Genomic DNA, 25,749 nt, shown 5'->3' on the forward strand with positions numbered 1-25,749 from the left:
GTCCACCGTCACTGAACGTGACGGTGGGCGTCGGTCAGGTCTTCAAAGGCAGGACCGGCGCCCCGCGCGTCCCCGGTACCCACTGCGGCAGGGAGTACGGCAGCGCCCCGTACCACAGGCGGGCCACCAGGAAGCCGAAGGTGAGGCAGAGCAGGCCGCCCACCGCGTCCAGCCAGAAGTGGTTCGCGGTGGCGACGATGACCAGGAGAGTGGCCGCCGGATAGAGGATGCCGAGGATGCGGGCCCAGGGGGCCGAGGCCAGTGCGAAGACGGTCAGGCCGCACCACACGGACCAGCCGATGTGCATGGACGGCATCGCGGCGTACTGGTTGGACATGTGTTTCAGGTCGCCGGAAGCCATCGAGCCCCAGGTCTGGTGGACCATGACCGTGTCGACGAAGGTGCCGCCGGTCATCAGGCGGGGTGGCGCGAGAGGGAAGAAGTAGTAGCCGACGAGGGCCACCGCCGTGGTCGCGAACAGTACGAGACGGGCCGCCGCATAGCGGCCGGGATGACAGCGGTACAACCAGACAAGAACACTCAGCGTCACCACGAAGTGCAGCGTCGCGTAGTAGTAGTTCATGCCGATGATCAGCCATGTCACCGAGTTCACGGCATGGTTGACCGACTCCTCGACGGCGACGCCGAGGTGGTGTTCCACCTGCCAGATCCAGTCCGCGTTACGCAGCGCTTCGCCTCGCTGCTCCGGAACGGCGTTCCGGATCAGCGAATACGTCCAGTAACTCACGGCGATGAGCAGGATTTCGAACCAGAGGCGGGGGCGACGCGGGGCCCGCATACGGCGCAGGACCTTGTTCCCCGCCTTCTCCTCCGCGACGGGCTGTGGAGTGGCCTGCTCCCGGCCTTCCAGTGTCGTCACGGTCGTCTCACCCATAGGCACAGAGTCTGCCAGAAAAGCGTTCCCCCACCGATCATCCCTTGGTCGGGTCCTGGTCGCACGTTCTACACCCGGGGGAGGCGGAAGGCCTTCCGGCCGTCCTCCCTAGGGACGATTCCGGTCCCCAGGGGCAGAAGCGGTCGAACCGCGCACCACCAGTTCCGGCATGAACACGAATTCGCTGTGCGGCGCGGGCGTCCCGCCGATCTCCTCCAGCAACGTGCGCACCGCGGCCTGTCCCATCGCGGGCACCGGCTTGCGGATCGTCGTGAGCGGCGGGTCGGTGAAGGCGATCAGCGGCGAATCGTCGAATCCGACGACCGAGATGTCCTTGGGGACCTCCAGGCCGCGCTGGCGCGCCGCCCGTATCGCGCCGAGCGCCATCATGTCGCTGGCGCAGACGATCGCCGTGCAGCCGCGGTCCATGAGGGCACTCGCGGCGGCCTGGCCGCCCTCGAGCGTGTACAGCGAGTGCTGGACCAGTCGCTCCTCGACATCGGCGGGGCTCAGGTTCAGCTGCTCCTGCATGGTGCGCACGAAGCCCTCGATCTTGCGCTGCACCGGCACGAACCGCTTGGGGCCGAGGGCGAGACCGATGCTGGTGTGCCCGAGCGAGGCGAGGTGGGTGACCGCGAGGGCCATCGCCGCGCGGTCGTCCGGCGAGATGAACGGCGCCTGCACTTTGGGCGAAAAGCCGTCGACCAGGACGAACGGGACACCTTGACCACGCAGTTGTTCGTAGCGCTGCATGTCCGCCGAGGTGTCGGCGTGGAGGCCGGAGACGAAGATGATGCCGGCGACCCCGCGGTCGACCAGCATCTCGGTCAGCTCGTCCTCGGTGGAGCCGCCCGGAGTCTGGGTCGCGAGGACGGGGGTATAGCCCTGGCGCGTCAGGGCCTGCCCGATGACCTGCGCGAGGGCAGGGAATATCGGGTTCTCCAGCTCGGGGGTTATGAGGCCCACCAGGCCTTCGCTGCGCTGTCGCAGGCGCACCGGGCGCTCGTAGCCCAGTACGTCGAGCGCGGCCAGGACGGACTGGCGGGTGGTCGCGGCGACGCCAGGCTTCCCGTTCAGGACGCGGCTGACAGTCGCCTCACTGACCCCCGCCTGGGCTGCGATGTCGGCAAGCCGTGTGGTCACAGGATTGGACTGTACCGGTCGCATCTCACCCTGCCCACCAACCAGACGCCGTGTGCGGGCGGTTGATCGGCCCGCTCCGGGCTGCTGCGTCATCGCGCTCCCTCGTGTTCTGGTCGGCTCGGGGTCCCGTGCGTGCGCCGCGGGAAGGGGGTGGCTCCTGCAAGCGCCAAAGGGCGATGATCCCCCGTACCGGACAGCGATGGCAAGAGCTTGCAGAGTCTTGCACAGGGGCCCACATGTCTGCTGAGCGGCCTGATGCCAGGGTTTCGGGGTGGACGCTACGGGGTCACGGCCGCGTAACTCTCGGCAGCTCTTGCACTTTTTTGCTGCAAGGTCTTTCGCGCCGCTTACATGGCTGTTACGTTCACGTCGCCCGGCGGACGCAACGGCGCAGTCGGCAAGTCGGCAAGGGGATCGGGCGGGACCGATTCCCCACCTACTCGGGCTTTCACCCTCAAGGAGATCTCATGCGGCGTGGCATAGCGGCCACCGCGCTGGTGGCGTCCTTCGCCCTCGCGGCGACGGCCTGCGGCGGCAGTGACAGCAGCGACGGCAAGTCTGCCGGTCCCACCACCATCACCTGGTGGGACACTTCGAACGCCACCAATGAGGCGCCGACGTACAAGGCTCTGGCCAAGGAATTCGAGAAGGCCAACCCCAGCATCAAGGTCAAGTACGTCAACGTGCCCTTCGACCAGGCGCAGAACAAGTTCGACACGGCGGCCGGTTCCAAGGGCGCCCCGGACATCCTGCGTTCCGAGGTCGGCTGGACCCCGGCGTTCTCGAAGAAGGGCTACTTCCTGCCGCTCGACGGCACCACGGCCCTCGCGGACCAGGCGAAGTTCCAGCCCAACCTGATCGAGCAGGCCAAGTTCGACGGCAAGACGTACGGTGTGCCGTTCGTCACCGACACCCTCGCGCTCGTCTACAACAAGGCGCTGTACAAGAAGGCCGGCATCACCGAGGCCCCGAAGACCTGGGCCGACCTGAAGACCGCCGCCGCGACGATCAAGAAGAAGACCGGCGTCGACGGCTACTGGGGCTCGACCCAGGCCTACTACGCGCAGTCCTTCCTCTACGGCGAGGGCACCAACACCGTCGACGCCGACGCCAAGAAGATCACGGTGAACTCGGCCGAGGCGAAGAAGGCGTTCGGCACCTGGCAGGGCCTGTTCTCCGGCAAGGGCCTGCACAAGGCGGACACCACCGCCGACGCGTACGCCCACATCCAGGACGCCTTCGTCAACGGCAAGGTCGCCTCGATCATCCAGGGCCCGTGGGAGATCACCAACTTCTACAAGGGCTCGGCGTTCTCGGACAAGGCGAACCTCGGTATCGCGACCGTCCCGGCCGGCTCCACCGGCAAGGCGGGCGCCCCGACCGGCGGCCACAACCTCTCCGTGTACGCGGGTTCGGACAAGGCCCACCAGGAGGCCTCGCTGAAGTTCGTGAAGTTCATGACCTCCGCGAAGTCGCAGGCGACGATCGCCCTCAAGAACTCCACGCTGCCGACGCGTGACGACGCCTACACCGCCGAGGTCAAGGCCGACCCGGGCATCGCCGGCTACCAGGGCGTCCTCCCCGCCGCCCAGCCGCGCCCGGCGCTGCCCGAGTACGGCTCGCTGTGGGGCCCGCTCGACACCGAGCTGCCGAAGATCGCGGGTGGCAAGGAGTCCCTGGACAAGGGCCTGAGCAACGCCGAACTGGCGATCGCCAAGCTGGTCCCGGACTTCAGCAAGTGAGCCCGTGTGGCCGCCGGATCCTTCCCCGGCCCGACTTCGGTCGGGCCGGGGGGACCCCCTCGAAAGCGGGGGGAACGGATACGGCGGCCACCGGCTGTGTGCGCCCAACTCCTGATCTTGCAGAAGGTGTCGAACCATGACAGTCGCCATCGACCGAGCGACCGGCAAGCGCCGCGGTGACCGAGCACCGCGTCCCGGCCGGATGCAGCGTCTGAAGCACTCGTACCAGAAGTACTGGTATGCGTACGCGATGATCGCACCGGTCGTCGTCGTACTCGGCGGATTGGTGCTCTATCCCCTGGTACGGGGCCTCTATCTGACGTTCACGGACGCCAACAGCCTCAACTCGGCCCGCACGATCGGCGTCAACCACATCGACGCCACCTACAAGTTCATCGGCCTGGACAACTACAAGGACATCCTGTGGGGCCCGACGTCGTACGACCGCTTCTGGTCGCACTTCATCTGGACCATCGCCTGGACCGTCCTGTGTGTCGCCCTGCACTACTGCATCGGCCTGGGTCTCGCGCTGCTGCTCAACCAGAAGCTGCGCGGCCGGACGTTCTACCGGCTGATCCTGGTGCTGCCGTGGGCCGTGCCGACCTTCGTCACCGTCTTCGGCTGGCGCTTCATGCTCGCCGACGGCGGCATCATCAACTCCATGCTCGACGCGGTGCACGTGCCGGCACCGGCCTGGCTGGAGGACACCTTCTGGCAGCGGTTCGCCGCGATCATGGTCAACACCTGGTGCGGTGTGCCGTTCATGATGGTCTCGCTGCTCGGCGGACTGCAGTCCATCGACGCCACGCTGTACGAGGCCGCCGAGATGGACGGCGCGAACGCCTGGCAGCAGTTCCGCTACGTGACCCTGCCGGGCCTCAGGTCGGTCAGCTCCACCGTCGTGCTCCTCGGCATCATCTGGACGTTCAACCAGTTCGCGGTGATCTTCCTGCTGTTCGGCAACACCGCGCAGGACGCCCAGATCCTCGTCACCTGGGCCTACTACCTCGGCTTCGGACAGCAGCCGCGCGACTTCGCGCAGTCGGCGGCCTACGGCATGCTGCTGCTGGCCATCCTGATCGTCTTCACCTCCTTCTACCGCCGCTGGCTGAACCGCAATGACCAGCAGCTCGCGATCTGAGGCAGGAGTCTCCATGAGCACCACCACACTTCAGACGCCTCCGGCCGACCAGACCTCCGGGTACGAGGAAGCGCCGCAGCCGGCCCGCAAGCGCGGTCGGCGCGGCCTCGTCGGCTCGCTCGTCTCCCACGGCATCCTGATCGTCGCGAGCCTGGTCGCGCTGTTCCCGATCGCCTGGCTCGTCTACCTGTCCCTCGGCCCGGACCAGGACGACTACCTGCACCCCGAACGCATCTGGGACACGATGACGTTCGACAACTACTCCTTCGTGCTCCAGCACACGAACTTCTTCGAGTGGATGAAGAGTTCGCTCATCGTGTCGCTCGGCACCACGGTCGTCGGCGTGATGGTCGCGGCCACCACCGGCTACGCGGTCTCGCGCATGCGCTTCCCCGGCTACAAGAAGTTCATGTGGGTCCTGCTGGTCACCCAGATGTTCCCCATCGCCGTGCTCATCGTGCCGATGTACCAGATCCTCTCGGACCTGCAGCTCATCGACTCCTACCTCGGCCTGATCCTCGTCTACTGCTCGACGGCGGTGCCCTACAGTGCCTGGCTGCTCAAGGGCTACTTCGACACCATTCCGTTCGAGATCGACGAGGCCGGCCGGGTGGACGGGCTGAGCCCCTTCGGCACCTTCTTCCGGCTGATCCTGCCGCTCGCGAAGCCGGGCCTCGCGGTGGCCGCGTTCTACAATTTCATCACCGCGTTCGGTGAGGTCGCCTTCGCCTCGACGTTCATGCTGGACGACTCGAAGTACACCTTCGCCGTCGGACTCCAGAGCTTCGTCAGCGAGCACGACGCGCAGCGCAACCTGATGGCCGCGACGGCCGTGCTGGTCGCGATACCCGTCTCCGCCTTCTTCTACCTGGTGCAGAAGAACCTGGTGACCGGACTCACCGCGGGCGGAACGAAGGGCTGATCCGCCGAGGAGATCCCTGTTCGCCCAATTGACTCCCGCGCGCTCGCGCGCGCGGGTGGCGGCCGCGGTGCCCATCCGACCCCGCCGGTACCGCGGCCGCCTCATCCCCCGCCCCGACGCCTCTCGCCCCGTGCCCAGGGCTTCGCGTGAGCAGGGGGTCGCCCCCACAGCCGTTTCCTCCCCACGCCCGACCGCGTTCGGGCGGGAGGACCCCCATCGCATCAAGGACGCCATGAGCCAGCACTCCGCCGACCAGGCCCCGAACTCCGGTCTCGCCACCGTCGCCGCGCACCGCGACTGGTGGCGCGACGCGGTGATCTATCAGGTCTATCCGCGCAGCTTCGCCGACAGCAACGGCGACGGCATGGGTGACCTGGAGGGCGTACGCTCCCGACTCCCGTACCTGCGCGACCTCGGCGTGGACGCCGTGTGGCTCAGCCCCTTCTACGCCTCGCCGCAGGCCGACGCCGGCTACGACGTGGCGGACTACCGGGCCGTCGACCCCATGTTCGGCAACCTGATGGACGCCGACGGGCTGATCCGCGACGCCCACGGTCTCGGCCTGCGGATCATCGTCGACCTGGTGCCCAACCACTCCTCCGACCAGCACGAGTGGTTCAAGCGTGCCCTGCGCGAGGGCCCCGGCTCCTCGCTGCGCGACCGCTACCACTTCCGCCCCGGCAAGGGCGACGACGGCGAACTGCCGCCCAACGACTGGGAGTCCATCTTCGGCGGCCCGGCCTGGACCCGCGTCACCGAGCCGGACGGCACCCCGGGCGAGTGGTACCTGCACCTCTTCGCGCCCGAGCAGCCCGACTTCAACTGGGAACACCCCGCCGTGGGCGACGAGTTCCGCTCGATCCTGCGGTTCTGGCTGGACATGGGCGTCGACGGCTTCCGTATCGACGTCGCGCACGGCATGGTCAAGGCGGAGGGCCTGCCGGACCTCGGCGACCACGACCAGCTGAAACTGCTGGGCAACGATGTCATGCCGTTCTTCGACCAGGACGGCGTGCACGACATCTACCGGCAGTGGCGCACGATTCTCGACGAGTACTCCGGCGAGCGCATCTTCGTCGCCGAGGCGTGGACGCCCACGATCGAGCGCACCGCCAACTACGTGCGCCCCGACGAGCTGCACCAGGCCTTCAACTTCCAGTACCTCGGCACCCATTGGGACGCCGCCGAGCTGCGTTCCGTGATCGACCGCACGCTCGACGCCATGCGTCCGGTCGGCGCCCCCTCCACCTGGGTGCTGTCCAACCACGACGTGACCCGGCACGCCACCCGGTTCGCCAACGAGGCCGGCCTCGGCACCCAGATCCGCACCGCGGGCGACCGGGCGCTGGGTCTGCGCCGGGCCCGCGCCGCGAGCCTGCTGATGCTGGCGCTGCCCGGCTCGGCCTACGTCTACCAGGGCGAGGAGCTCGGCCTGCCCGACGTCGTCGACCTGCCGGACGAGGCGCGCCAGGACCCCGCCTTCTTCCGGGGCGCCGGACAGGACGGCTTCCGCGACGGCTGCCGGGTGCCGATCCCGTGGACCCGCACCGGCTCCTCGTACGGCTTCGGCGACGGTGGCAGCTGGCTGCCGCAGCCCGCCGAGTGGGCGGAGCTGAGCATCGAGGCGCAGACCGGCACGGAGGGCTCCACCCTGGAGCTGTACCGCGCCGCGCTCGCCGTCCGGCGCGAGCGGTCCGACCTCGGCGCGGGCGACACCGTCAGCTGGCTGACGGCGCCGGAGGGTGTCCTCGCCTTCCAGCGCGGTGAGTTCGTCTGCACCGCCAACACCGGGAGCGAGGCCGTGACGGTCCCCGCGTACGGCCGGGTGCTCGTCGCGAGCGGCGAGGTGATCCTGGCGCAGGACGGCGAGGCGAAGCTGCCCGCCGACACGACCGTCTGGTGGGCGGTCTGATCCACGCGTGAGCGGTGTTCCGGTCCTGACCACCGGAGCACCGCTCGCCCGGGGGCGGGTCCGATCCGCACGCGGAAGCGGTGCTCCGGTACCTGACGGCCGGAGCACCGCTTCCGCGTGCGGCTCTTACTTCCAGGTGTCGCTCACGGCGTACCCGGCACCCGAGCCGGTGGTGTAGGCGCGGTTGCTCCCGGACTCCCAGGTCACCGTGCCCGACGCGTCCTTCTTGATGTACTTGTACGTGAACGAGGTCGACTTGGGCACGATCGCCGGCCGGCCCCAGTACGGGTACGAGGCCGAGGACAGCGGGATCGCGTCGGCGGTGTTCCAGGAGCCGAGCGACGGGATCGAACCGACCACGTACACGTTGGTGCCGTAGACGGTGGTCGCGGTCACTCCGAAGGTCAGGTCCGTCGCGTCGGCGTCGGCCACGTTCCAGGAGTTGTCGGCCGCCACGGCCGCCGTGCCGGTGGTGAGCGTCCGGTTCGCGTTGGATTCCCAGGTGACGTTCCCCGAGGAGTCCTTCTTGATGTACTTGTACGCGATCGTGCTGTTCGCCGGGAGCGAGACGTCCGCCTTCCAGACCGGATAGCCGGACGAGGACAGCTTCACCGCTCTCGCCGTGTTCCAGCCGCCCAGCGCGGCCGCCGAACCGACCACGTACACGTCCGTGCCCGAGGTGGTCGACGCGTATTCGCCGAAGGTCGCCGTCACCGTGCCGGTGCCCGGATCGGTGCCGCCACCACCGCAGTTGACGGTGCAGACGTAGTCCGGGTCGTAGAACGCGACGGCCCCCTTGGCGGGCACGGTCAGCGATGCCCTGCCGCCGGTCACCGTGACCGAGGTGGCACCGCCGTCGATCACGTTCGGATAAGTGCCGTCCGCGAGACCGGTCGTATACGTGTGCGTGCCGGCGCCCGAGCTGTTGTTGACGGCCACGAACCCGGCGCCGCCCCGGCCGAAGCCGATCACATTGGCGGCGGGGGACTGCCAGTTGGCGACGGAGTACCCGGCGGCCGCGTTGTGCCAGCCGATCATGCCGGAGACCGCGGTGTCACGGTCCAGGCAGTACCAGCCGGAGGCGCAGTCCGTGTCGGTGACGAAGCCGCCGCCCGAGTTCGGCGGTGCCTGGTCGCTCTGGCCGAAGGTCCAGCCGGCGTACACCGACGGCCTGCCGTAACCGCGCGCCAGCTGGAAGACGTTGGCGAGTACGGCGGTGGCGCCGTCCTTGTAGCCGAGCGAGTAGCCGTTGCGCTCGGTGTCGTGGTTGGTGACGAAGGTGTTGGAGTTCGCCTCGGCCGCCAGTCCCCAACTGCTGCCGAAACCCGACAGGTTGGCGATGTCGCCCTGGAACTGCGCCTTGACCTGCGAGGCGAAGGTGAAGTCGAGGACGTCACCGGTGCCGTAGTACTCGTCGATCGAGGGCGGCGTGCCGGGGTAGATCTCCTGGGTGATGTACGGCGCCGAACCCGATGTCGTGGTGTGCAGTCCGGCGACGATCGCGCTCATGTCGGCGGCCTCGATGTGCTTGGCCGCGTCGACCCGGAAGCCGTCGACGCCCAGGTCGATCTGCTGGTTCAGAAAGCCGATGATCTTCGTGCGGACCCCGCTCTCCGCGGTGTCCAGGTCGGGCAGGCCGAGGAGTTCGCAGTGCTGGACCTGATAGCGGCTGGTCCAGTCGGTGATCGTCGTGGTGCAGTCGTCGCTGTCGGCGGGGTCGTAGTCCGGGGTGTCGTACTTGCTGGAGACGACCGTGCCGTTGTAGCCGGTGCCGGTCTGGGCGGCCGTGTGGTTGATCACCGCGTCGGTGTAGACCTTGATGCCGGCCGCGTGACACGTGTCGACCATGGCCCTGAAACCGGACGCCGTGCCGAAGCGGCTGTTCAAGTTGTAGGAGTACGGCTGGTAGACGTCCCACCAGTAATAGTTGGCCTGCTTCAGGGACTCGGCGGGCGGGGCCACCTGCACCGCCCCGTATCCGGCCGGGTCGAGGACGTTCACGCACTCGGACGCGACCGACTTCCAGTTCCACTCCCACAGATTCGCGATCACATCGCCGTTGGGAACGCCGGTGTCGGCCGCGGCGGCCTGCTGGGCCGGCAGCGCGGCCAGCCCGCCGAGTGCCAGCGCGACGGTGACCAGCAGCCGGGGGACCCTTCTTCGTCGTAAGGCCATCGGGGTGCGGCTCCTCTCCGGATCCGGTCGGCACGGCCGCGGGGTGCGGGGCCGACCCGTGTGGAGCGTGGGACTGCCGAAGGGGGCGCGTCAATAAGGGAGTTGGAAGTTCTTTCGACATCTTGCTGAAACTTGATTGCAAGCGGTACGTTCCGATCCCCCCACCCGCACGACGAAGTGCAGGAGTACACACACATGGCAAGGAAAACGCTTGCGGCCTCGTTCGCCCTCGCGGCGGGCCTGGCGGTCTCGGTGACCGTTCCCCCCGGTACGGCGGCGGCCTCGCCGCCGGGCACCAAGGACGTCACCGCCGTCATGTTCGAGTGGAAATTCGACTCGGTCGCCAAGGAATGCACCAACACGCTCGGTCCCGCCGGTTACGGCTACGTCCAGGTGTCCCCGCCCGCCGAGCACATACAGGGCTCGCAGTGGTGGACCTCGTACCAGCCCGTGAGCTACCGGATCGCCGGACGGCTCGGCGACGCCACCGCCTTCAAGAACATGGTCAGCACCTGCCACACGGCCGGCGTGAAGGTCGTGGCGGACACGGTGATCAACCACATGGCGGCCGGTTCCGGCACCGGCACCGGCGGCTCTTCGTACACGAAGTACAACTACCCGGGCCTCTACTCCTCCGCCGACATGGACAACTGCACGTCCAGCATCAGCGACTACACCAACCGGGCCAACGTCCAGAACTGTGAACTCGTCGGTCTCGCCGACCTGGACACCGGCGAGGACTACGTCCGGTCGGCCATCGCCGGATACATGAACACCCTGCTCGGCTACGGCGTCGACGGCTTCCGCGTCGACGCGGCCAAGCACATGCCGGCCGCCGACCTCGCCAACATCAAGTCCCGGCTGAGCAATCCGTCGGTCTACTGGAAGCAGGAGGCGATCTACGGCGCGGGCGAGGCCGTCCAGCCCACCGAGTACACCGGCAACGGCGACGTCCAGGAGTTCCGCTACGCCTACGACCTCAAGCGCGTCTTCAACAACGAGAACCTCGCCTACCTGAAGAACTACGGCGAGGGCTGGGGCTACATGAGCAGCTCGGTCTCGGCCGTCTTCGTCGACAACCACGACACCGAGCGCAACGGCTCGACGCTCAACTACAAGGACGGGGCGAACTACACCCTGGCCAACGTCTTCATGCTGGCCCACCCCTACGGCGCCCCCGACGTCAACTCCGGCTACGAGTGGTCCGACGCGGACGCCGGACCGCCCAACGGCGGTACCGTCAACGCCTGTTGGCAGGACGGCTGGAAGTGCCAGCACGCCTGGCCGGAGATCAAGTCGATGGTCGCCTTCCGCAACACCACCCGTGGGCAGTCCCTCACCAACTGGTGGGACAACGGCGGCGACGCCATCGCCTTCGGCCGCGGCAGCAAGGGCTTCGTGGCCATCAACCACGAGACCTCCACGCTCACCCGGACGTACAGCACCTCGCTCGCCGCGGGCGCGTACTGCAACGTCCAGAACAACACGAGCATCACGGTGAACAGTTCCGGCCAGTTCACGGCGACGCTGGGTGCCAACACGGCCCTCGCGGTCTACGCGGGCAAGTCGAGCTGCTGAAACCTCTTTCTGCACGTTGCAAGACTCTTGCTGTAAACCTTGCGTGAGCGATACGGTCACGCGGGCGTTCGGCATCGTGGCCGAAACGCTGCGCGGGGTCGGACCCGAGTACGCCGTAATCGCTAGGAGTTCACAACTGTGGACCTGATACCGAGAGGGCCGGCGCGCCGCATCGGCCGCCCCAGGCTGCGCGCAGCCGTCCTCGCCGCCGCATTGGCCGTATCGCTTGCGCAACCCCTCGTGGCGCGGGCCCAGACCCCGCCCGCACCGCCGTCCGACGCGAAGCTCGCCGCCGAGCCCTCGCGACACGACGCCACCCGTGACCAGTTCTACTTCGTGATGCCGGACCGCTTCGCCAACGGCGACACGTCCAACGACGAGGGCGGGCTGACCGGCTCCCGGCTGTCGACCGGCTACGACCCCACCGACAAGGGCTTCTACCAGGGCGGCGACCTCAAGGGTCTGACCAAGCGGCTGGACTACATCAAGGGCCTCGGCACCACCGCCATCTGGATGGCGCCGATCTTCAAGAACCAGCCCGTCCAGGGCACCGGCAAGGACGCCTCGGCCGGCTACCACGGCTACTGGATCACCGACTTCACCCGGGTCGACCCGCACTTCGGCACCAACAAGGACCTGGAGACCCTGATCTCCAAGGCCCACGCCAAGGGCATGAAGGTCTTCTTCGACGTCATCACCAATCACACGGCCGATGTCGTCGACTACGAGGAGAAGTCCTACGGCTACCTCTCCAAGGGCGCCTTCCCGTATCTGACCAAGGACGGGAAGCCGTTCGACGACGCGGACTACGCGGACGGCACGAAGGGATTCCCGTCGGTGGACGCCGACTCCTTCCCCCGTACGCCGACGGTGCCCGCGGCGAAGAAGAACGCCAAGGTGCCGTCGTGGCTCAACGACACGACGATGTACACCAACCGCGGTGACTCCACCTACGCCGGCGAGTCCACCACCTACGGCGACTTCTCCGGCCTCGACGACCTGTGGACCGAGCGTCCCGAGGTGGTCAGCGGCATGGAGAAGATCTACGAGAAGTGGGTCCGGGACTTCGGCATCGACGGCTTCCGGATCGACACCGTGAAGCACGTGAACATGGAGTTCTGGACGCAGTGGGCGACCGCCCTCGACGCGTACGCCGCCAAGCACGGGCGCAAGAACTTCTTCATGTTCGGCGAGCTCTACTCCGCCGACACGTCGATCACCTCGCCGTACGTCACCCAGGGCCGTCTCGACTCCACCCTCGACTTCCCCTTCCAGGACGCGGCCCGTTCGTACGCCTCGCAGGGCGGCAGTGCGCAGAAGCTGGCGTCCGTCTTCGGTGACGACTACAAGTACACGACCGACAAGGCCAACGCGTACGAGCAGGTCACCTTCCTCGGCAACCACGACATGGGCCGCATCGGGTACTTCCTGAACCAGGACAACCCCAAGGCGACCGACGCCCAGCTGCTGAAGAAGGACAAGCTGGCCAACGAGCTGATGTTCCTCAGCCGCGGCAACCCCGTCGTCTACTACGGCGACGAGCAGGGCTTCACCGGCTCCGGCGGTGACAAGGACGCCCGCCAGACGATGTTCGCCTCCAAGGTCGCCGACTATCTCGACGACGACGAGATCGGTACCTCCCGGACGCACGCGAGCGACGCCTACGACACGAGCGCACCGCTCTACAAGCAGATCAGCGCTCTCTCCAAGCTCCGCAAGGACAACCCCGCCCTCACGGACGGAGTCCAGACCGAGCGGTACGCCGCGGACGGCGCCGGCGTGTACGCCTTCTCCCGTACGGACGCGAAGACCGGCACCGAGTACGTCGTCGCCGTGAACAACGCCGACGAGGCGAAGAAGGCGACGTTCGCGACGGGTTCGGCGGACATGAACTTCCGCGCCGTGTACGGGACCTCGGCCTCGGTGAAGAGCGACGCGGACAAGAAGGTCGACCTCACCGTCCCGGCGGGCTCGACGGTCGTCCTCAAGGCCGCAGGCCGGCTCGCCGCCCCCGCGTCGAAGCCGACGCTGACGCTGAAGGCACCCGCCGCGGGCGCCACCGGCACCGTCGAGCTCTCGGCGGACGTCGACGGCGGACGGCTCGACCGTGTCGTCTTCGCCGCCCAGGTCGGCAACGGCACCTGGCGCACGCTCGGCTCCGCCGACCACGCCCCCTACAAGGTCACCCAGGTCATCGGCGAGGACGTGCCCGCCGGAACCGCCCTGCGCTACAAGGCCGTCGTGATCGACTCGGCCGGACGCACGGCGAGCGCGACAACCGCCTCGACCACCGGCACCCCGCCCGCCGAAGAGATCCCCGCGGCCTCCTCCCGCGACTACGCGGTCGTCCACTACAAGCGCACGGAGGGCGACTACACCGACTGGCGCCTGTACGCCTGGGGCGACATCGCCGACGGCGAGTCCACGACCTGGCCGGCGGGCCACGACTTCATCGGCCGGGACGCCTACGGCGCCTTCGCCTACGTGAAGCTGAAGCCCGGTGCCTCCAGCGTGGGCTTCCTGGTCATCGACAAGGACGGCAACAAGGACGTCTCCGCCGACCGCACCATCGACGTCACCAAGACGGGCGAGGTCTGGGTCGAGCAGGGCAAGGAAGCCGTTCTCACCGAGCGGCCCGACCAGCCCGCCCAGGACAAGACCAAGGCGGTCCTCCACTACCACCGCGCCGACGGCGACTACAGCGGCTGGGGTCTGCACACCTGGACCGGGGCGGCGGCGCCCACGGACTGGACGAAGCCCCTAGAGCCGGTGCGGACCGACGCCTACGGAGCTGTCTACGAGGTGCCGCTCGCCGAGGGTGCCACCAGCCTCAGCTACATCCTCCACAAGGGCGACGAGAAGGACCTGCCCACCGACCAGTCGCTGGACCTCACGGCCAACGGCCACGAGGTGTGGCTGCTGAACGGCCAGGAGAAGTACCTGCTCCCGCAGCCCGCGGGCAGCGCGGCGGCGCTCGACCTGACCACCTCCAAGGCGGTCTGGATCGACCGGAACACGGTCGCCTGGAACGGCTCCGAGGCCGCAGTCTCCACCCAGCTCCTCTCCTCCCGCGACGGTTCCATCGCCGTCAAGGACGGCGGGCTGACCAGCGACGACGAGCGCTGGCTGCGACTGGAGAAGACCACCCTCACCGATGCCCAGAAGGCGAAGTTCCCGCACCTGAAGGCGTACACCGCCTGGACCGTCGACCCGCGCGACCGCGACCGGGTGCGCTCGGCGCTCGGCGGCCAGCTCGTCGCCTCGCAACGGGCCGCGAACGGCGCCGTGCTGGCGGCGACCGGTGTCCAGATCGGCGGCGTTCTCGACGATCTGTACAACGCGAAGAGCGCGCGGCTCGGGCCGGTGTTCCGCGACGGCGTCCCCACCCTCTCGGTGTGGGCCCCGACCGCGCAGTCGGTCAGCCTCGACCTCGACGGCTCCACCGTTGCCATGAAGCGCGACAGCGCCACCGGCGTCTGGTCCGTCACGGGCAAGCGGTCCTGGACGAGCAAGCCCTACCGCTACGCCGTGAAGGTGTGGGCGCCGAGTGTCCGGAAGATCGTCACCAACAAGGTGACCGACCCGTACTCGGTGGCCCTGACCACCGACTCGAAGCGCAGCCTGGTCGTGGACCTGGACGCCAAGTCCCTGGCCCCGTCCGGCTGGTCCTCGCTCAAGAAGCCCAAGGCCGTGCCGCTGAAGGACGCGCAGATCCAGGAGCTGCACGTCCGCGACTTCTCGGTGGAGGACAAGACCGTCCCCGCGAAGGACAAGGGCACCTACCGCGCCTTCACCGACAAGAACAGCGACGGCTCGAAGCACCTGAGGAAGCTGGCCGCGTCCGGCACCTCGTACGTCCACCTGCTGCCCGCGTTCGACATCGCGACGATTCCCGAGAAGAAGGCGGACCAGCAGACCACCGACTGCGATCTGGCCTCCTACGCCGCAGACTCCCAGAAGCAGCAGGAGTGCGTGGCGAAGACCGCCGCCAAGGACGCCTACAACTGGGGCTACGACCCGTACCACTACACGGTCCCCGAGGGTTCCTACGCCACCGACCCCGACGGCACCAGGCGCACGGTTGAGTTCCGCGACATGGTCAAGTCCCTGAACGAGGACGGCCTGCGGGTCGTCATGGACGTGGTCTACAACCACACCGCCGCGAGCGGCCAGGCCGACACCAGCGTCCTCGACCGGATCGTCCCCGGCTACTACCAGCGGCTCCTCGCCGACGGCAGCGTGGCCAACTCCACCTGCTGCGCCAACACGGCGACCGAGAACGCCATGATGGGCAAGCTGGTCGTCGACTCGATCGTCACCTGGGCCAAGGAGTACAAGGTCGACGGCTTCCGCTTCGACCTGATGGGACACCACCCCAAGGCCAACATCCTCGCGGTCAGGAAGGCCCTCGACGCGCTCACCCTCGCGAAGGACGGCGTCGACGGCAAGAAGATCATCCTGTACGGCGAGGGCTGGAACTTCGGCGAGGTCGCCGACGACGCCCGGTTCGTCCAGGCCACCCAGAAGAACATGGCGGGGACCGGGATCGCGACGTTCTCCGACCGCGCCCGTGACGCCGTACGCGGCGGCAGTCCCTTCGACTCCGACCCCGGCATCCAGGGCTTCGCGTCGGGCCTGTTCACCGACCCCAACTCCTCCACCGCCAACGGCACCCCGGCCGAGCAGAAGGCCCGCCTGCTGCACTACCAGGACCTCATCAAGGTCGGCCTGACCGGCAACCTGGCCGGATTCCGGTTCACCGACTCCGCGGGCAAGGAGGTCAAGGGCTCCGACGTCGACTACAACGGCCAGCCGGCCGGCTACGCGGACGCTCCGGGCGATGCGCTCGCCTACGCCGACGCGCACGACAACGAGTCGCTGTACGACGCGCTGACGTACAAGCTGCCCGCGACGACCGGCGCGGCGGACCGGGCCCGGATGCAGGTCCTGGCGATGGCGACGGCCACCCTCTCGCAGGGACCGTCCCTCTCCCAGGCAGGCTCCGACCTGCTGCGCTCCAAGTCCCTGGACCGGAACTCCTTCGACAGCGGTGACTGGTTCAACGCCATCCACTGGAACTGCCAGGACGGCAACGGATTCGGGCGCGGGCTGCCTTTGGCCGCCGACAACGCCTCCAAGTGGCCCTACGCCACGCCGCTGTTGACGTCCGTCAAGGTGGGCTGCGCACAGATCGACGGCACCTCGGCCGCCTACCAGGACCTGCAGCGGATCCGTACGAGCGAGGACGTCTTCTCGCTCTCCACGGCCGGTCAGGTGCAGTCCAAGCTCTCCTTCCCGCTGTCCGGGAAGGACGAGACCGCCGGGGTGATCACCGTGAGTCTCGGCGACCTCGTGATCGTCTTCAACGCGACCCCCGAGAAGCAGAAGCAGATCGTCGGCTCCCTGGCCGGGAAGGCGTACGCGCTGCACCCGGTGCAGGCGTCGGGCGCGGACTCTGTCGTCAAGTCCTCGTCCTACGCGGAGAAGACGGGCACCTTCGCCGTTCCGGGCCGGACGGTGGCGGTTTTCACCCGCACCTCGTGACAGCGGGCTAGCCCGGTGAGGGCGGCTTCGGACACCCGGACCGGATCCGGTGGCCGGAGCCGCCCTCACCGGCACCTGTGCCCCGATGGACTGTTCCCCTGGACGCCGACGACACGACGTCCACTCTGCTTCGGCAGGGGCGGGGCAAGGGGCAGGGACAGGGAGGGCGACATCGCGCTGCCGGCGATGCGGCTAGGGTGATCGGGACCGTCCCTGGAATCAGGAGTGCTCATGCCGCAGATCACCGTCGACTACTCCGCGCCGCTCGAAGACGCCTTCGACCGGCCCGGGTTCGCCCTGGCGCTGCACGCGGAGGTCGTCCGGACGGTCGCCGCGAAGCTCGGCGGCTGCAAGACGCAGTTCCGTCGGACGGAGGATACCGTCGTCGGCGCGGACACCGGCGGGCACGCCGTCGTCCATGTCACCCTCGGTCTGCTCGCCGGGCGGACCGAGGAGGCCAGGGCGAAACTGACCGAGGCCGTGCTGGAACTGCTGAAGACGCATGTGAAGCCGGCCGAGGGCCTGGAGCTGCACGCCTCGGCCGAGGTACGCGACCTCGACCCGTCGTACCGCAAGTTCGAGGCATAGTCCCCAGGGCGGAGTCCCCAGGCTCCGGCCGAGTCCGGCCGTACGGGTCGGGCCCCCGCGCCCGTTCCTAGGGCGCGGGCGGCGAGGCCAGCGCGAGCAGCCGGACGACGAGGTCGCTGAACGGCCCGTCGCCCGGCTCGTTCGTGAGCCCCTTGCGCAGCAGTTCGGCGACTTCGGCGTCGTAGGCGGCGCTCACCGCCGCCAGGGCCGCGAAGTCGTGCACGAGCTGGACCTCCAGCTCGCCGCGCGGAATCCGCCGCCCGTCCAGCCAGATCAGCGCGGTCGACTCGACGAGCGAGATCCAGGAGCGGACCACGAGTTCCAGCCGCGCGGGCGGGTTCTCGACGTCCAGATGCGACAGGATCTGGAGGTACGCGGCCTGCCGTACGGCGTCGACGAGGGCGTTGGTGGTGGACGAGCCGACGGCTGGGCCACCCCGCATCAACGCCGCGAAACCGGGCCCGTGGTCGTCCACGAAGTCGAAGAACCGGCGCATCACCCGCAGCAGCCGTGCTCCCAGCGGCCCTTCGCGGGACTCCACGAACCGGCCCGCGAGATCGTCGGCCGCACGCTGCAACGCGGCCTCGTACAGACTGAGTTTGCCCGGAAAGTAGTGGTACACGAGCGGTCGCGAGATGCCCGCGGTCGCGGCTATCTCGTCGATGGAGACCTCGTCGGGCGAGCGTCGGCTGAACAGTTCGAGGGCGACGCCGATCAACTGCTGCCGTCGCTCCTCGACACCCATCCTGCGGCGTACCCCGGTTGTCATGCGAACACCTTACCGATCGGATCCGTCCCGGAACGGGCCGGTCCGGTCCGGGAACGTTCACATGTCCAGCACGATTCTCCCACCCCGCGTACGCGAGACACAGATCAACATCGAGTCGTCACGCTCCGCGTCCGTCAGCAGCTCGTCCCGGTGCTCGATCTCTCCCTCCAGGACCCGCTGTTGGCAGGTCCCGCAGAATCCCTGCTCACAGGAGTAGAGCGTGTCGGGCAGTTCCGCGCGCACCGCGGCGAGGACCGTCGAGTCGGCGGGCACGGTCACCGTGCGTCCGCTGCGCCGCAGTTCGACCTCGAAGGGGCTGTCGCTCTCGCCGGACGCACGGGCCGTGAACCGCTCCAGGTGCAGCGTGCCGCCCTCCGGAATCCGCGCCTCGACCGCCGCCGTCAGCCCGTCCGGACCGCAGCAGTAGACCGCCGCTCCCCGGGGGAGGTCCTCGAACAGCGCGTCCAGGTCCGGCAGCCCGTCCTCGTCCTCCGCGACGACGGTGACCTTCGTACGGTCCAGCTTCTCGATCTCCTCCAGGAACGGCATCGAGGCGCGCGTTCGGCCGCCGTACAGCAGCCGCCAGTCCGCGTCCTCCCGCAGTGCCCGCAGCATCGGCAGGACCGGGGTGATCCCGATCCCGCCCACGACGAAGAGGTAGGCCGGCGCGTCCACGAGCGGGAAGCGGTTGCGCGGTCCGCGCACCTCGACCGCCATGCCCTCCCGGAGCTGTTCGTGCACCTCGCGCGATCCGCCCCGACCGTCCTCGACCAGCCGGGTCGCGACCGTGTACGAGGAGGTGTCCTCGGGGTCACCGCACAGCGAGTACTGCCGGACGAGCCCCGACGGCAGCACCAGATCGAGATGGGCCCCCGGCTCCCAGGGCGCCAGGTCCGCTCCTTCCAGGCGCAGCTGGACGACGCCGTCGGCGACCCGCTCGTGCCGGGCGACCAGCAGCCGAAGGGCCCGGGAGCGGGGCCGGCCGGAGACCGGGTTCTCCAGGGCCGGCAGCGGCCACAGCGGTGACGCCCCGATCCGGCGGCGCAGCGCGCGCCGGACGACCAGCGCCGCACCCGCGACGGCCACGACGGTCCGCACCTTGGGCATCACGCGGCACCAGCGCCCTTCCCGGCGGCCGAGGCAGCCGTCGCGGCCGGCGAGGAGGCCAGATACGCGACCGCCTGCTCGGTGGAGCCCTCCTGCGAGGGGTGATACGCGCGGCTGAGATAGCGGGGGATGGACTTGAGCATGTCTCCGGTGGACGGCAGCACGCCCCGCTTCCCGCCGACGTAGAAGTCCTTGAAGCTCGCCCGGCCGTTCGCCAGGGTCGGGTCGTTCTCCATGAAGAACCGGGCACCGCGCTGCCACAGGAAGACGAGCGCGGTGAACGCGGTCGCCCAGGTCCGCGCGCGCCGCCGGTAGCTGCCGTCGACGTGCAGGAACAGCTCGAACGCCACCGAGCGGTGCTCGACCTCCTCCGCGCCGTGCCAGCGCAGCAGGTCCAGCATGGTCGGATCGGCGCCCCGCCGGTCCAGCTCCTCGGCGTTCAGGACCCAGTTGCCGAGGAAGGCGGTGTAGTGCTCGATCGCGGCGATCAGGGCGACCCGCTCCAGCAGCCACCACTTCCGTGCCTTGCCCGGGGGCAGCGTCCGGTCGCCGAGCAACTTCTCGAAGAGCCAGTCGACCTGCGCGGTGTACGGCGTCGGGTCGAGCCCCAGCTCCTTGAGATGCGGCAGCACCTCGTCGTGCGCCTGCGAGTGCATCGCCTCCTGCCCGATGAACCCGATGACGTCCGCGCGCAGCCGCTCGTCGCGGATGAGGGGCAGTACCTGCTGGTACACGTGCACGAACCACCGCTCGCCGGCCGGGAGCAGCAGGTGCAGCACATTGATGGTGTGCGTGGCGAACGGATCGTCCGGCACCCAGTGCAGCGGTGTGTCCTCCCAGGAGAACGACACCTTCCGCGCCTTGAGCGCCGTCCACTCGGACTCGACCGGCAGGGGCAGCCGGGCCTGCGTGTTAGACATGGCGTCAATGTACTGACGGGTAGGCGCGTGGGAGAACCCCTGTGCGCCCACTTATTTACATCCGTGTCAGCAATGGGTCCGACGTGACGGCGGCCGGGTCCGGGAAGGGTGCCGAGTCCGGCAGCCGTGCCGGGTCCGCGAGGGCCGCGCGGGGTGCCGGCGTCCCGGTCAGGCGCGGCACCCGGTGGGCGCGGGCATCCCGGTGAGGTGTCGGCGTCCCGGTGAGGCCGGAGTGGCGGCGCCGCCCGCCGCCCCGGGAAACGTGCGGGGCGGCGGGTGGCCGGGTTCAGCGCAGTCCGGTGATGCCCCGGCCGTCCGACAGGGTCCCCTTCAGCTCGGCCCGCGCCCCCTGCTTCGTCCGTACGGCGAGCTGGGAACCCTCCGACGAGCCGCGCACCCCGCCCGTCGCGTCGACCGACGCGGTGTCCTTGCTGCCGGCCGCGAGGAGATACCAGGCCCCCGCCCCCGACTTCCACAGCACACCGGCCAGCACATGCGGGTCGCGGGAGCCGCACGCCGGGGAGTTCTCGGCCTTCGCGACGACCGCCCCGTACGTCCCGCCCGGGGTGCGGAACTGGGCCAGCACCCGGGTGCCGCCGCCCCGCCAGGTGTCCGCGCGGGTGCACACCCACTCCGCCGATCCGCTCGCGTCGGGCAGCGGCTGCCGCGCGTACTGCCAGGTGTTCACGGACCGAATGCCCTGCGAGCGCACGGAGGCGAGGGAGCACGCGAACGGCGCCCACCCCCGCAGGTCCTGGGCGCCCGACGCCTCCCGGGACGCGGTGGGCCGGCCCGAGGAGAGGCGGGCCGGGGTCAGCTCGCCGAGGTCGGTCAGCAGATGCGTGCCGGAACCGTCCTTGATCTGGAGCACGTTCCACGAGGTGCACGCGCCGGTCTGCGGCGGACCGGCCAGCGGGGAGGTGGCGCCGTCCGCGGACAGGGTGAGGTCCATCGCCCCGGCGGAGGGCTTCAGCAGGTCGCGCTCGGCGGCCTTCTTCACCCAGGGAGCCGTCAGATAGCGGACGTTGCCGTCGGCCCGGCCCAGCACCACCGCGCTCGCCTCGGCCCCGCTCGCCGCGTCGACCCGCGCGAAGTCGAGCGCCGCTCCGCCCGTGCCGTCCCTCGGCTCGGCGTAGCGCGCGATGCGCAGACCGTCGTAGAGCAGCACCACACGCGCCTGGTCGACCTCGCCCGCGTAGAGGAGCTGGGGCGGGCCGGGCGGGGCACCGGAAGGTGTGCCGGGCGTCGCCGAGACCTGCACGGATTCGCCGGGCCTGGCCCAGACGGCGAGCGCGCGGCGCAGCAGCGCGGTGTCCTCGACGAGGTCGCCGCGGGCCGGCCACACGGAGAAGTCGGTGCGCGCCGAGGACTCCCAGGCCGCAGCCGCGACCCGCTCCAGCCTGGCGGGGTCGAGGGCGGCCTCGGCGGCCGGGTTCTGCGCGTAGGAGGGGGCCGCGGCGCCGTCCGGGCCCCAGCCGTCGCCCGGCAGTCCGAGCAGCGCGCCGCACACGGCCACGGCGGCGGTTGCGGCGAGGGCGGCCTTCATGTGCTGCCTGCGCCGCATCAGGTCGGTGGGCCGGGCGTGCAGCGAACAGGGGTCGAACTCGGGGGAGTCGAGCAGCGCGTCCCGCGCCTCGACGCCCGCGGCCTCCTTCAGCGCGGCGGCCGGGTCCGCGACGCCCGCCGCCGCCAGCATCCTGTGCAGGTTCGCGTCGGACAGCTTCTCCAGGCCGCGCAGCACGTAGGCGGCGCGGGCCGGCCCCGACAGTGCGGACAGCTGCTGGTCCAGGGCCAGTTCCTCGGCGCCGCCCGAGCGCGGGAAGAGCCGCAGGCCCCACACATGGGGGAGGAGGGGCGGCAGCTGGGACCGCTTGGGCCACGCCCGCCGCTTCAGCGGCAGCCCCGCCTCCAGTGCCGTACGCACCACCTGCAGGCGTACGAAGGCGTAGCCCGGGTCGGTGTCGCGGCCGCCGCCGCTCTGCTGCGCCGGGATGACCGACGCGTCGCCCGAAGCGCGGCCGCGCGGCAGCGCGCGCTGGGTGAGGGCGTGCGCGGTGAGTACCCGGCGGTTGCGGCCGAGGCTCGGCGGAAGCACGAGATAGGCCAGCCGGACCAGCCGCGGGTAGTGCTCGACGAGCGCGGCCTCGGCCTGCTCGACGTCGACGACCGCTCCGGAGGAGGCTGCGGGGCGCGGGGCTACATCCTGTGACTGCACGTTCAGCAGAACGAGCGAATCGGTGGATGGTCACCGGCGCCCCGCCGAGGGCTCAGTCCCCCGAGCCCTCGGGCTCCACGAGCAGTCGCGCGTAGTTCGCCATCGACCGCTGGTAGCGCGGCAGATGGGGGGCCAGCGCGCCGATCACCAGGGACAGGCCCTCGCGTTCGCGGCCGAGGTCGGCGAGGCAGAGCGCCAGACAGGCCCGCACCGCGTCGTCCAGCTCGTCCGAGGGCCCGACCAGTTCGGGGGTGAGGAGCTTGACGCCCTCGTCCGCCTGTCCGATGTTCCGCAGCGAACTGGAGAGCTGGATCTTCGCGCGCCGGCCCTTGTACCCGTTCAGGCCGAGGGCCAGCGCCTCCCGGTACAGCGGTACGGCCTTGTCCGAGTGGCCCGTCGAGTCCCAGGCGCAGGCCTGCTCGAAGGGTCCGAGGGGGCTGTGCGCGGGCAGTTCGGCGACCAGGATGTCGATCACCGCCCGGAAGTCCGCCGCCCGCTCTTCCTCGTAGTCGTCGAAGGTGGCCCAGGCCGCCGCCGTACGCTCTTCCCAGTCTTCGTTCACAGGTGACACCCTCGCACAGCTGTACCCCTGGCGGTATCGGGTTCACCACCCGGAACGGCGGCCGATTGAGCACGGGGCCGCCGGGAGCCGTATCGAAGGCAGAGCCCTCGCCGGGGCTCTCCTCGGCGTGAACGCCGACAGGTACCGGAGGAACGTATGAGGTTGACACGCGAGAAGCTTCTGGCCGGGGCGGCCGTGGCCGCTCTGCTGGCACTGACCGGCTGCGGCGGCGGCTCGGACGACAAGGGCGCGGGAGCGAAGGAGACCGTCCCGGCCACGGCGACCGGCAGCCTGGAGGACCTGGCGGCCGAGGTGAAGTGCAAGCCGGACATCCAGACCGACGCGGACGAGATCCGCCAGGGCGTCTGCAAGATCAGCGCCGGCAAGTTCATCCTGGCGACCTTCGCCACGGACCGCGGCCAGCGCGACTGGCTCAACGGGGCCAAGGACTACGGCGGGTCGTATCTCGTCGGTGCCAAGTGGGTCGCCGTCGGGGACCAGAAGATGGTCACGACACTGCGCGGTCAGCTCGGCGGGACCTTGGAGGAGGGGGCCTCGCACCACTCGGGAGGTAGTGGTGGTGGGGGAACCGAGACCGAGCACTCCGGTCACCACAGCGGCTGACCGCGCAGGACTTGGGGAGAAAAGAGAGCCGGTGGCGGGAGATCCCGCCACCGGCTCTCTCATGGGGGCTACTTACAACGCTGGCCGTTGTTGATGCAGGTGACCATCTTGTTCATCAGCTTGTCGTCGAAGACGTTGATGAAGTCGTCGTGGTCGGTGGTGGCCTTGTGCAGCTGCTCGGGGAAACCGTCCACCGCGTAGGCGTTCTTGATCTGCCCGTTGGTGAGGGTCGGGGCCCGGAAGCCGTAGACCAGTCGCATCGTCAGCTGCGGGATGGCCTTGAAGCCGTTCGCGCAGTTGCCCTGGGCGTCGGCGAAGGCCACGTGGGTGCGGTGGTTCGCGCTGTCGGCGTTCACCCCGTCCCAGCAGCTCTGGAAGGCGAAGGTGCGGACCACGGTGCTGCCGCGCGGGCAGATCGGGTACTGCGCCGTCAGCTGCACCTTGTTCTCGAAGCCGGTGCAGCTCCAGTGGGCGTTGGCGTTCGCGAGGCCGTTGGTCGTGGTCTTCGCGTCGCCGGTGATGATGCGCAGGAACTTCGGCATCGCGACGACCTTGCTCTTCGCGTTGCCGACGAACTTGATCTGCGCCTGCTTCACCTGCTGGATCTGGCCGACGTTGAGTTCCTTGCCGCCGCCGTCGTTGTTCTGGTCGAAGTCCTGCGTACCGTTCTGGATACGCACGACCGGCCAGTAGTACGACGACTTGTCACCCTGGTTGGCGCAGGAGGTCTGGGCCGCCGCGAAGGTGTCGTTGTTGGCGAAGGCGTCGTTCGACTGATTGCCGACGTAGTCGTGCAGGTGGTGCGCGCCGTTGGTGACACCGGGCGCCACGATCACGTTGTCGGTGTTGAACTTCTTGTTCGCGTTGACACCGCAGGACGACGAGAAGGTACCCGCCGAGCCGGCTGCCTGGGTCCGGGCCTTGCGGGCCACATTCGGCTGGACCTTCGTGATGTCCACGAAGTCGGCTGCCACCGGACCGTTTCCGGCCTGGCCGCCGTTGCCCGCCTGCGCACCTCCGGCACCGGCACCGGCACCGGCACTGGCGCTCGCGCTGGCACTCGCGCCGGTGCCTGCTCCGGCACCTGCGCCCGCACTGGCACTCGCCGACGGACTGGCAGCGCCGCCGCCGTTGTTCTGGCCACCGGCGTTCGTCTGGTCCGCGGGCGCACCCGTGCAGGTGGAGAGACCGTCGAGCCAGCCCGGAGCCCTTCCGCCGACCCGGTTGATCTCCAGCTTGATCCGGTCGATGATCACCGACCGGTTGTTCTTCAGCGGATTGAGGATGGAGTTCTGAACGAAACTCGCGTCCCTCGTCTGCGCGTCACGGGTGGTGGCCAGTCGCTGGTAGGCGGCGGTGATCTGCTGGTCGAGCGTGGCCAGTTCTCCGTCGACCTCACCCCGCGCCTGCTTCGGAACGTTGGTCAGCTTCTGACCGACATCCGGACAGGTGATCGTCGCGACCTGCGCGCCGGCGGCCTTGGTGGTGTTGGTAGACGAGTTCTTCTCGTGTGCCGAGGCGTAGAAATTCGCCCAGACCAGCCCACCCCCGCCGATCGCGAGCGCAGCCGACGCGGCAATGGCACGAACGGCCAGCGGCGAACGGCGTTTTCGTATGTTGCGTCCCATGGAACTCCTCTGACTTCCTTGCGGGGCAGCGAGGCGCCCGACAGGAGTGAAGCGGCTCCATTCCATACGCACGAGGCGCGTGAGGTGTTCAGGAGCCTCCAAAGAAACTTAGAAGTTCGTGAGACCAATTCGGGCACAATGGGCTCAGAAGCCCGCGAATTCACGAGAGTTGATCTGCGTATTCAGGTTTGACGGCGCTTTTTGACTGAAATTCAGTGAGCCGCTTCGATCCGAATGGGCGAGCCCCGTGAGGACACTTCGGTGGCCGTCGTCCCGGGACCTCC

Annotated in this window: 17 protein-coding genes; 8 read left to right on the top strand and 9 right to left on the bottom strand. The window is 69.0% G+C overall.

The features are described 5' to 3' along the window. Positions 1 to 34 precede the first annotated feature (34 nt). Positions 35 to 895, bottom strand: a complete 861-nt coding sequence (locus ACWD68_RS11820; protein ID WP_451806271.1) for a phosphatase PAP2 family protein — start codon at positions 893 to 895, stop codon at positions 35 to 37. Positions 896 to 1,003: 108 nt separating this feature from the next. Beyond that, the gene (locus tag ACWD68_RS11825; protein WP_266757983.1) at positions 1,004 to 2,038 is read right to left on the bottom strand and encodes a LacI family DNA-binding transcriptional regulator; all 1,035 of its coding nucleotides are present in this window, start codon (positions 2,036 to 2,038) and stop codon (positions 1,004 to 1,006) included. A 467-nt stretch (positions 2,039 to 2,505) separates the two neighbouring features. Between ACWD68_RS11825 and ACWD68_RS11830 the strand changes: the two genes are divergently transcribed. From ACWD68_RS11830 to ACWD68_RS11845, 4 genes are all read left to right on the top strand, one after another. Then, positions 2,506 to 3,780 (top strand): extracellular solute-binding protein, encoded by a 1,275-nt coding sequence (locus ACWD68_RS11830; RefSeq protein WP_451806272.1) that lies wholly within the window; start codon positions 2,506 to 2,508, stop codon positions 3,778 to 3,780. Positions 3,781 to 3,916: 136 nt separating this feature from the next. Continuing rightward, positions 3,917 to 4,921, top strand: coding sequence for a carbohydrate ABC transporter permease (locus ACWD68_RS11835; protein WP_451806273.1), 1,005 nt, complete (start codon positions 3,917 to 3,919; stop codon positions 4,919 to 4,921). 13 nt (positions 4,922 to 4,934) lie between these two features. After that, positions 4,935 to 5,843, top strand: coding sequence for a sugar ABC transporter permease (locus ACWD68_RS11840; protein WP_451806274.1), 909 nt, complete (start codon positions 4,935 to 4,937; stop codon positions 5,841 to 5,843). 232 nt (positions 5,844 to 6,075) lie between these two features. After that, entirely contained in the window at positions 6,076 to 7,755 is a 1,680-nt protein-coding gene (locus ACWD68_RS11845; RefSeq protein WP_451806275.1) for a glycoside hydrolase family 13 protein, read from the top strand. 126 nt (positions 7,756 to 7,881) lie between these two features. Here ACWD68_RS11845 and ACWD68_RS11850 read toward each other — a convergent pair whose 3' ends face one another. Next, positions 7,882 to 9,930, bottom strand: a complete 2,049-nt coding sequence (locus tag ACWD68_RS11850) for a carbohydrate-binding module family 20 domain-containing protein (RefSeq protein ID WP_451806276.1) — start codon at positions 9,928 to 9,930, stop codon at positions 7,882 to 7,884. A gap of 195 nt (positions 9,931 to 10,125) precedes the next feature. Between ACWD68_RS11850 and ACWD68_RS11855 the strand changes: the two genes are divergently transcribed. From ACWD68_RS11855 to ACWD68_RS11865, 3 genes are all read left to right on the top strand, one after another. Further along, entirely contained in the window at positions 10,126 to 11,508 is a 1,383-nt protein-coding gene (locus ACWD68_RS11855) for an alpha-amylase (RefSeq protein ID WP_451806277.1), read from the top strand. 144 nt (positions 11,509 to 11,652) lie between these two features. Further along, on the top strand, positions 11,653 to 17,052 hold the full coding sequence (gene pulA / locus ACWD68_RS11860; protein WP_451806306.1) for a pullulanase-type alpha-1,6-glucosidase: 5,400 nt from the start codon (positions 11,653 to 11,655) through the stop codon (positions 17,050 to 17,052). Positions 17,053 to 17,283: 231 nt separating this feature from the next. After that, a complete protein-coding gene (locus ACWD68_RS11865; protein WP_451806278.1) occupies positions 17,284 to 17,640 on the top strand; it encodes a 5-carboxymethyl-2-hydroxymuconate Delta-isomerase in 357 nt (118 codons plus the stop codon). Positions 17,641 to 17,707: 67 nt separating this feature from the next. Here the strand turns inward: ACWD68_RS11865 and ACWD68_RS11870 are convergent, their stop codons facing one another. The 5 genes from ACWD68_RS11870 to ACWD68_RS11890 form a co-directional block, all read right to left on the bottom strand. Beyond that, positions 17,708 to 18,409, bottom strand: a complete 702-nt coding sequence (locus tag ACWD68_RS11870) for a TetR/AcrR family transcriptional regulator (protein WP_451806279.1) — start codon at positions 18,407 to 18,409, stop codon at positions 17,708 to 17,710. A 57-nt stretch (positions 18,410 to 18,466) separates the two neighbouring features. Next, the gene (locus tag ACWD68_RS11875; RefSeq protein ID WP_451806280.1) at positions 18,467 to 19,516 is read right to left on the bottom strand and encodes a PDR/VanB family oxidoreductase; all 1,050 of its coding nucleotides are present in this window, start codon (positions 19,514 to 19,516) and stop codon (positions 18,467 to 18,469) included. Next, complete coding sequence (locus tag ACWD68_RS11880) at positions 19,516 to 20,436, bottom strand: metal-dependent hydrolase (RefSeq protein WP_451806281.1); 921 nt, start codon at positions 20,434 to 20,436, stop codon at positions 19,516 to 19,518. Before ACWD68_RS11880 ends, ACWD68_RS11875 begins: the two co-directional genes overlap by 1 nt. Before the next feature lie 286 nt (positions 20,437 to 20,722). Continuing rightward, the gene (locus ACWD68_RS11885; RefSeq protein ID WP_451806282.1) at positions 20,723 to 22,651 is read right to left on the bottom strand and encodes a hypothetical protein; all 1,929 of its coding nucleotides are present in this window, start codon (positions 22,649 to 22,651) and stop codon (positions 20,723 to 20,725) included. Positions 22,652 to 22,703: 52 nt separating this feature from the next. Then, complete coding sequence (locus tag ACWD68_RS11890) at positions 22,704 to 23,213, bottom strand: tetratricopeptide repeat protein (protein WP_451806283.1); 510 nt, start codon at positions 23,211 to 23,213, stop codon at positions 22,704 to 22,706. Positions 23,214 to 23,369: 156 nt separating this feature from the next. Between ACWD68_RS11890 and ACWD68_RS11895 the strand changes: the two genes are divergently transcribed. Further along, a complete protein-coding gene (locus ACWD68_RS11895; protein WP_451806284.1) occupies positions 23,370 to 23,837 on the top strand; it encodes a hypothetical protein in 468 nt (155 codons plus the stop codon). 68 nt (positions 23,838 to 23,905) lie between these two features. Here ACWD68_RS11895 and ACWD68_RS11900 read toward each other — a convergent pair whose 3' ends face one another. Continuing rightward, positions 23,906 to 25,465, bottom strand: coding sequence for a DUF1996 domain-containing protein (locus tag ACWD68_RS11900; RefSeq protein WP_451806285.1), 1,560 nt, complete (start codon positions 25,463 to 25,465; stop codon positions 23,906 to 23,908). Between the last annotated feature and the right edge of the window lie 284 nt (positions 25,466 to 25,749).

It is taken from the genome of Streptomyces sp. NPDC005141 (assembly GCF_053599975.1).

Bases quoted from the DNA above. Each gene is read 5' to 3' on its own strand.
- ACWD68_RS11820 (WP_451806271.1), bottom strand. From the start codon at position 895: ATGGGTGAGACGACCGTGACGACACTGGAAGGCCGGGAGCAGGCCACT.
- ACWD68_RS11830 (WP_451806272.1), top strand. From the start codon at position 2,506: ATGCGGCGTGGCATAGCGGCCACCGCGCTGGTGGCGTCCTTCGCCCTC.
- ACWD68_RS11835 (WP_451806273.1), top strand. From the start codon at position 3,917: ATGACAGTCGCCATCGACCGAGCGACCGGCAAGCGCCGCGGTGACCGA.
- ACWD68_RS11840 (WP_451806274.1), top strand. From the start codon at position 4,935: ATGAGCACCACCACACTTCAGACGCCTCCGGCCGACCAGACCTCCGGG.
- ACWD68_RS11845 (WP_451806275.1), top strand. From the start codon at position 6,076: ATGAGCCAGCACTCCGCCGACCAGGCCCCGAACTCCGGTCTCGCCACC.
- ACWD68_RS11850 (WP_451806276.1), bottom strand. From the start codon at position 9,930: ATGGCCTTACGACGAAGAAGGGTCCCCCGGCTGCTGGTCACCGTCGCG.
- ACWD68_RS11855 (WP_451806277.1), top strand. From the start codon at position 10,126: ATGGCAAGGAAAACGCTTGCGGCCTCGTTCGCCCTCGCGGCGGGCCTG.
- ACWD68_RS11865 (WP_451806278.1), top strand. From the start codon at position 17,284: ATGCCGCAGATCACCGTCGACTACTCCGCGCCGCTCGAAGACGCCTTC.
- ACWD68_RS11870 (WP_451806279.1), bottom strand. From the start codon at position 18,409: ATGACAACCGGGGTACGCCGCAGGATGGGTGTCGAGGAGCGACGGCAG.
- ACWD68_RS11875 (WP_451806280.1), bottom strand. From the start codon at position 19,516: ATGCCCAAGGTGCGGACCGTCGTGGCCGTCGCGGGTGCGGCGCTGGTC.
- ACWD68_RS11880 (WP_451806281.1), bottom strand. From the start codon at position 20,436: ATGTCTAACACGCAGGCCCGGCTGCCCCTGCCGGTCGAGTCCGAGTGG.
- ACWD68_RS11895 (WP_451806284.1), top strand. From the start codon at position 23,370: ATGAGGTTGACACGCGAGAAGCTTCTGGCCGGGGCGGCCGTGGCCGCT.
- ACWD68_RS11900 (WP_451806285.1), bottom strand. From the start codon at position 25,465: ATGGGACGCAACATACGAAAACGCCGTTCGCCGCTGGCCGTTCGTGCC.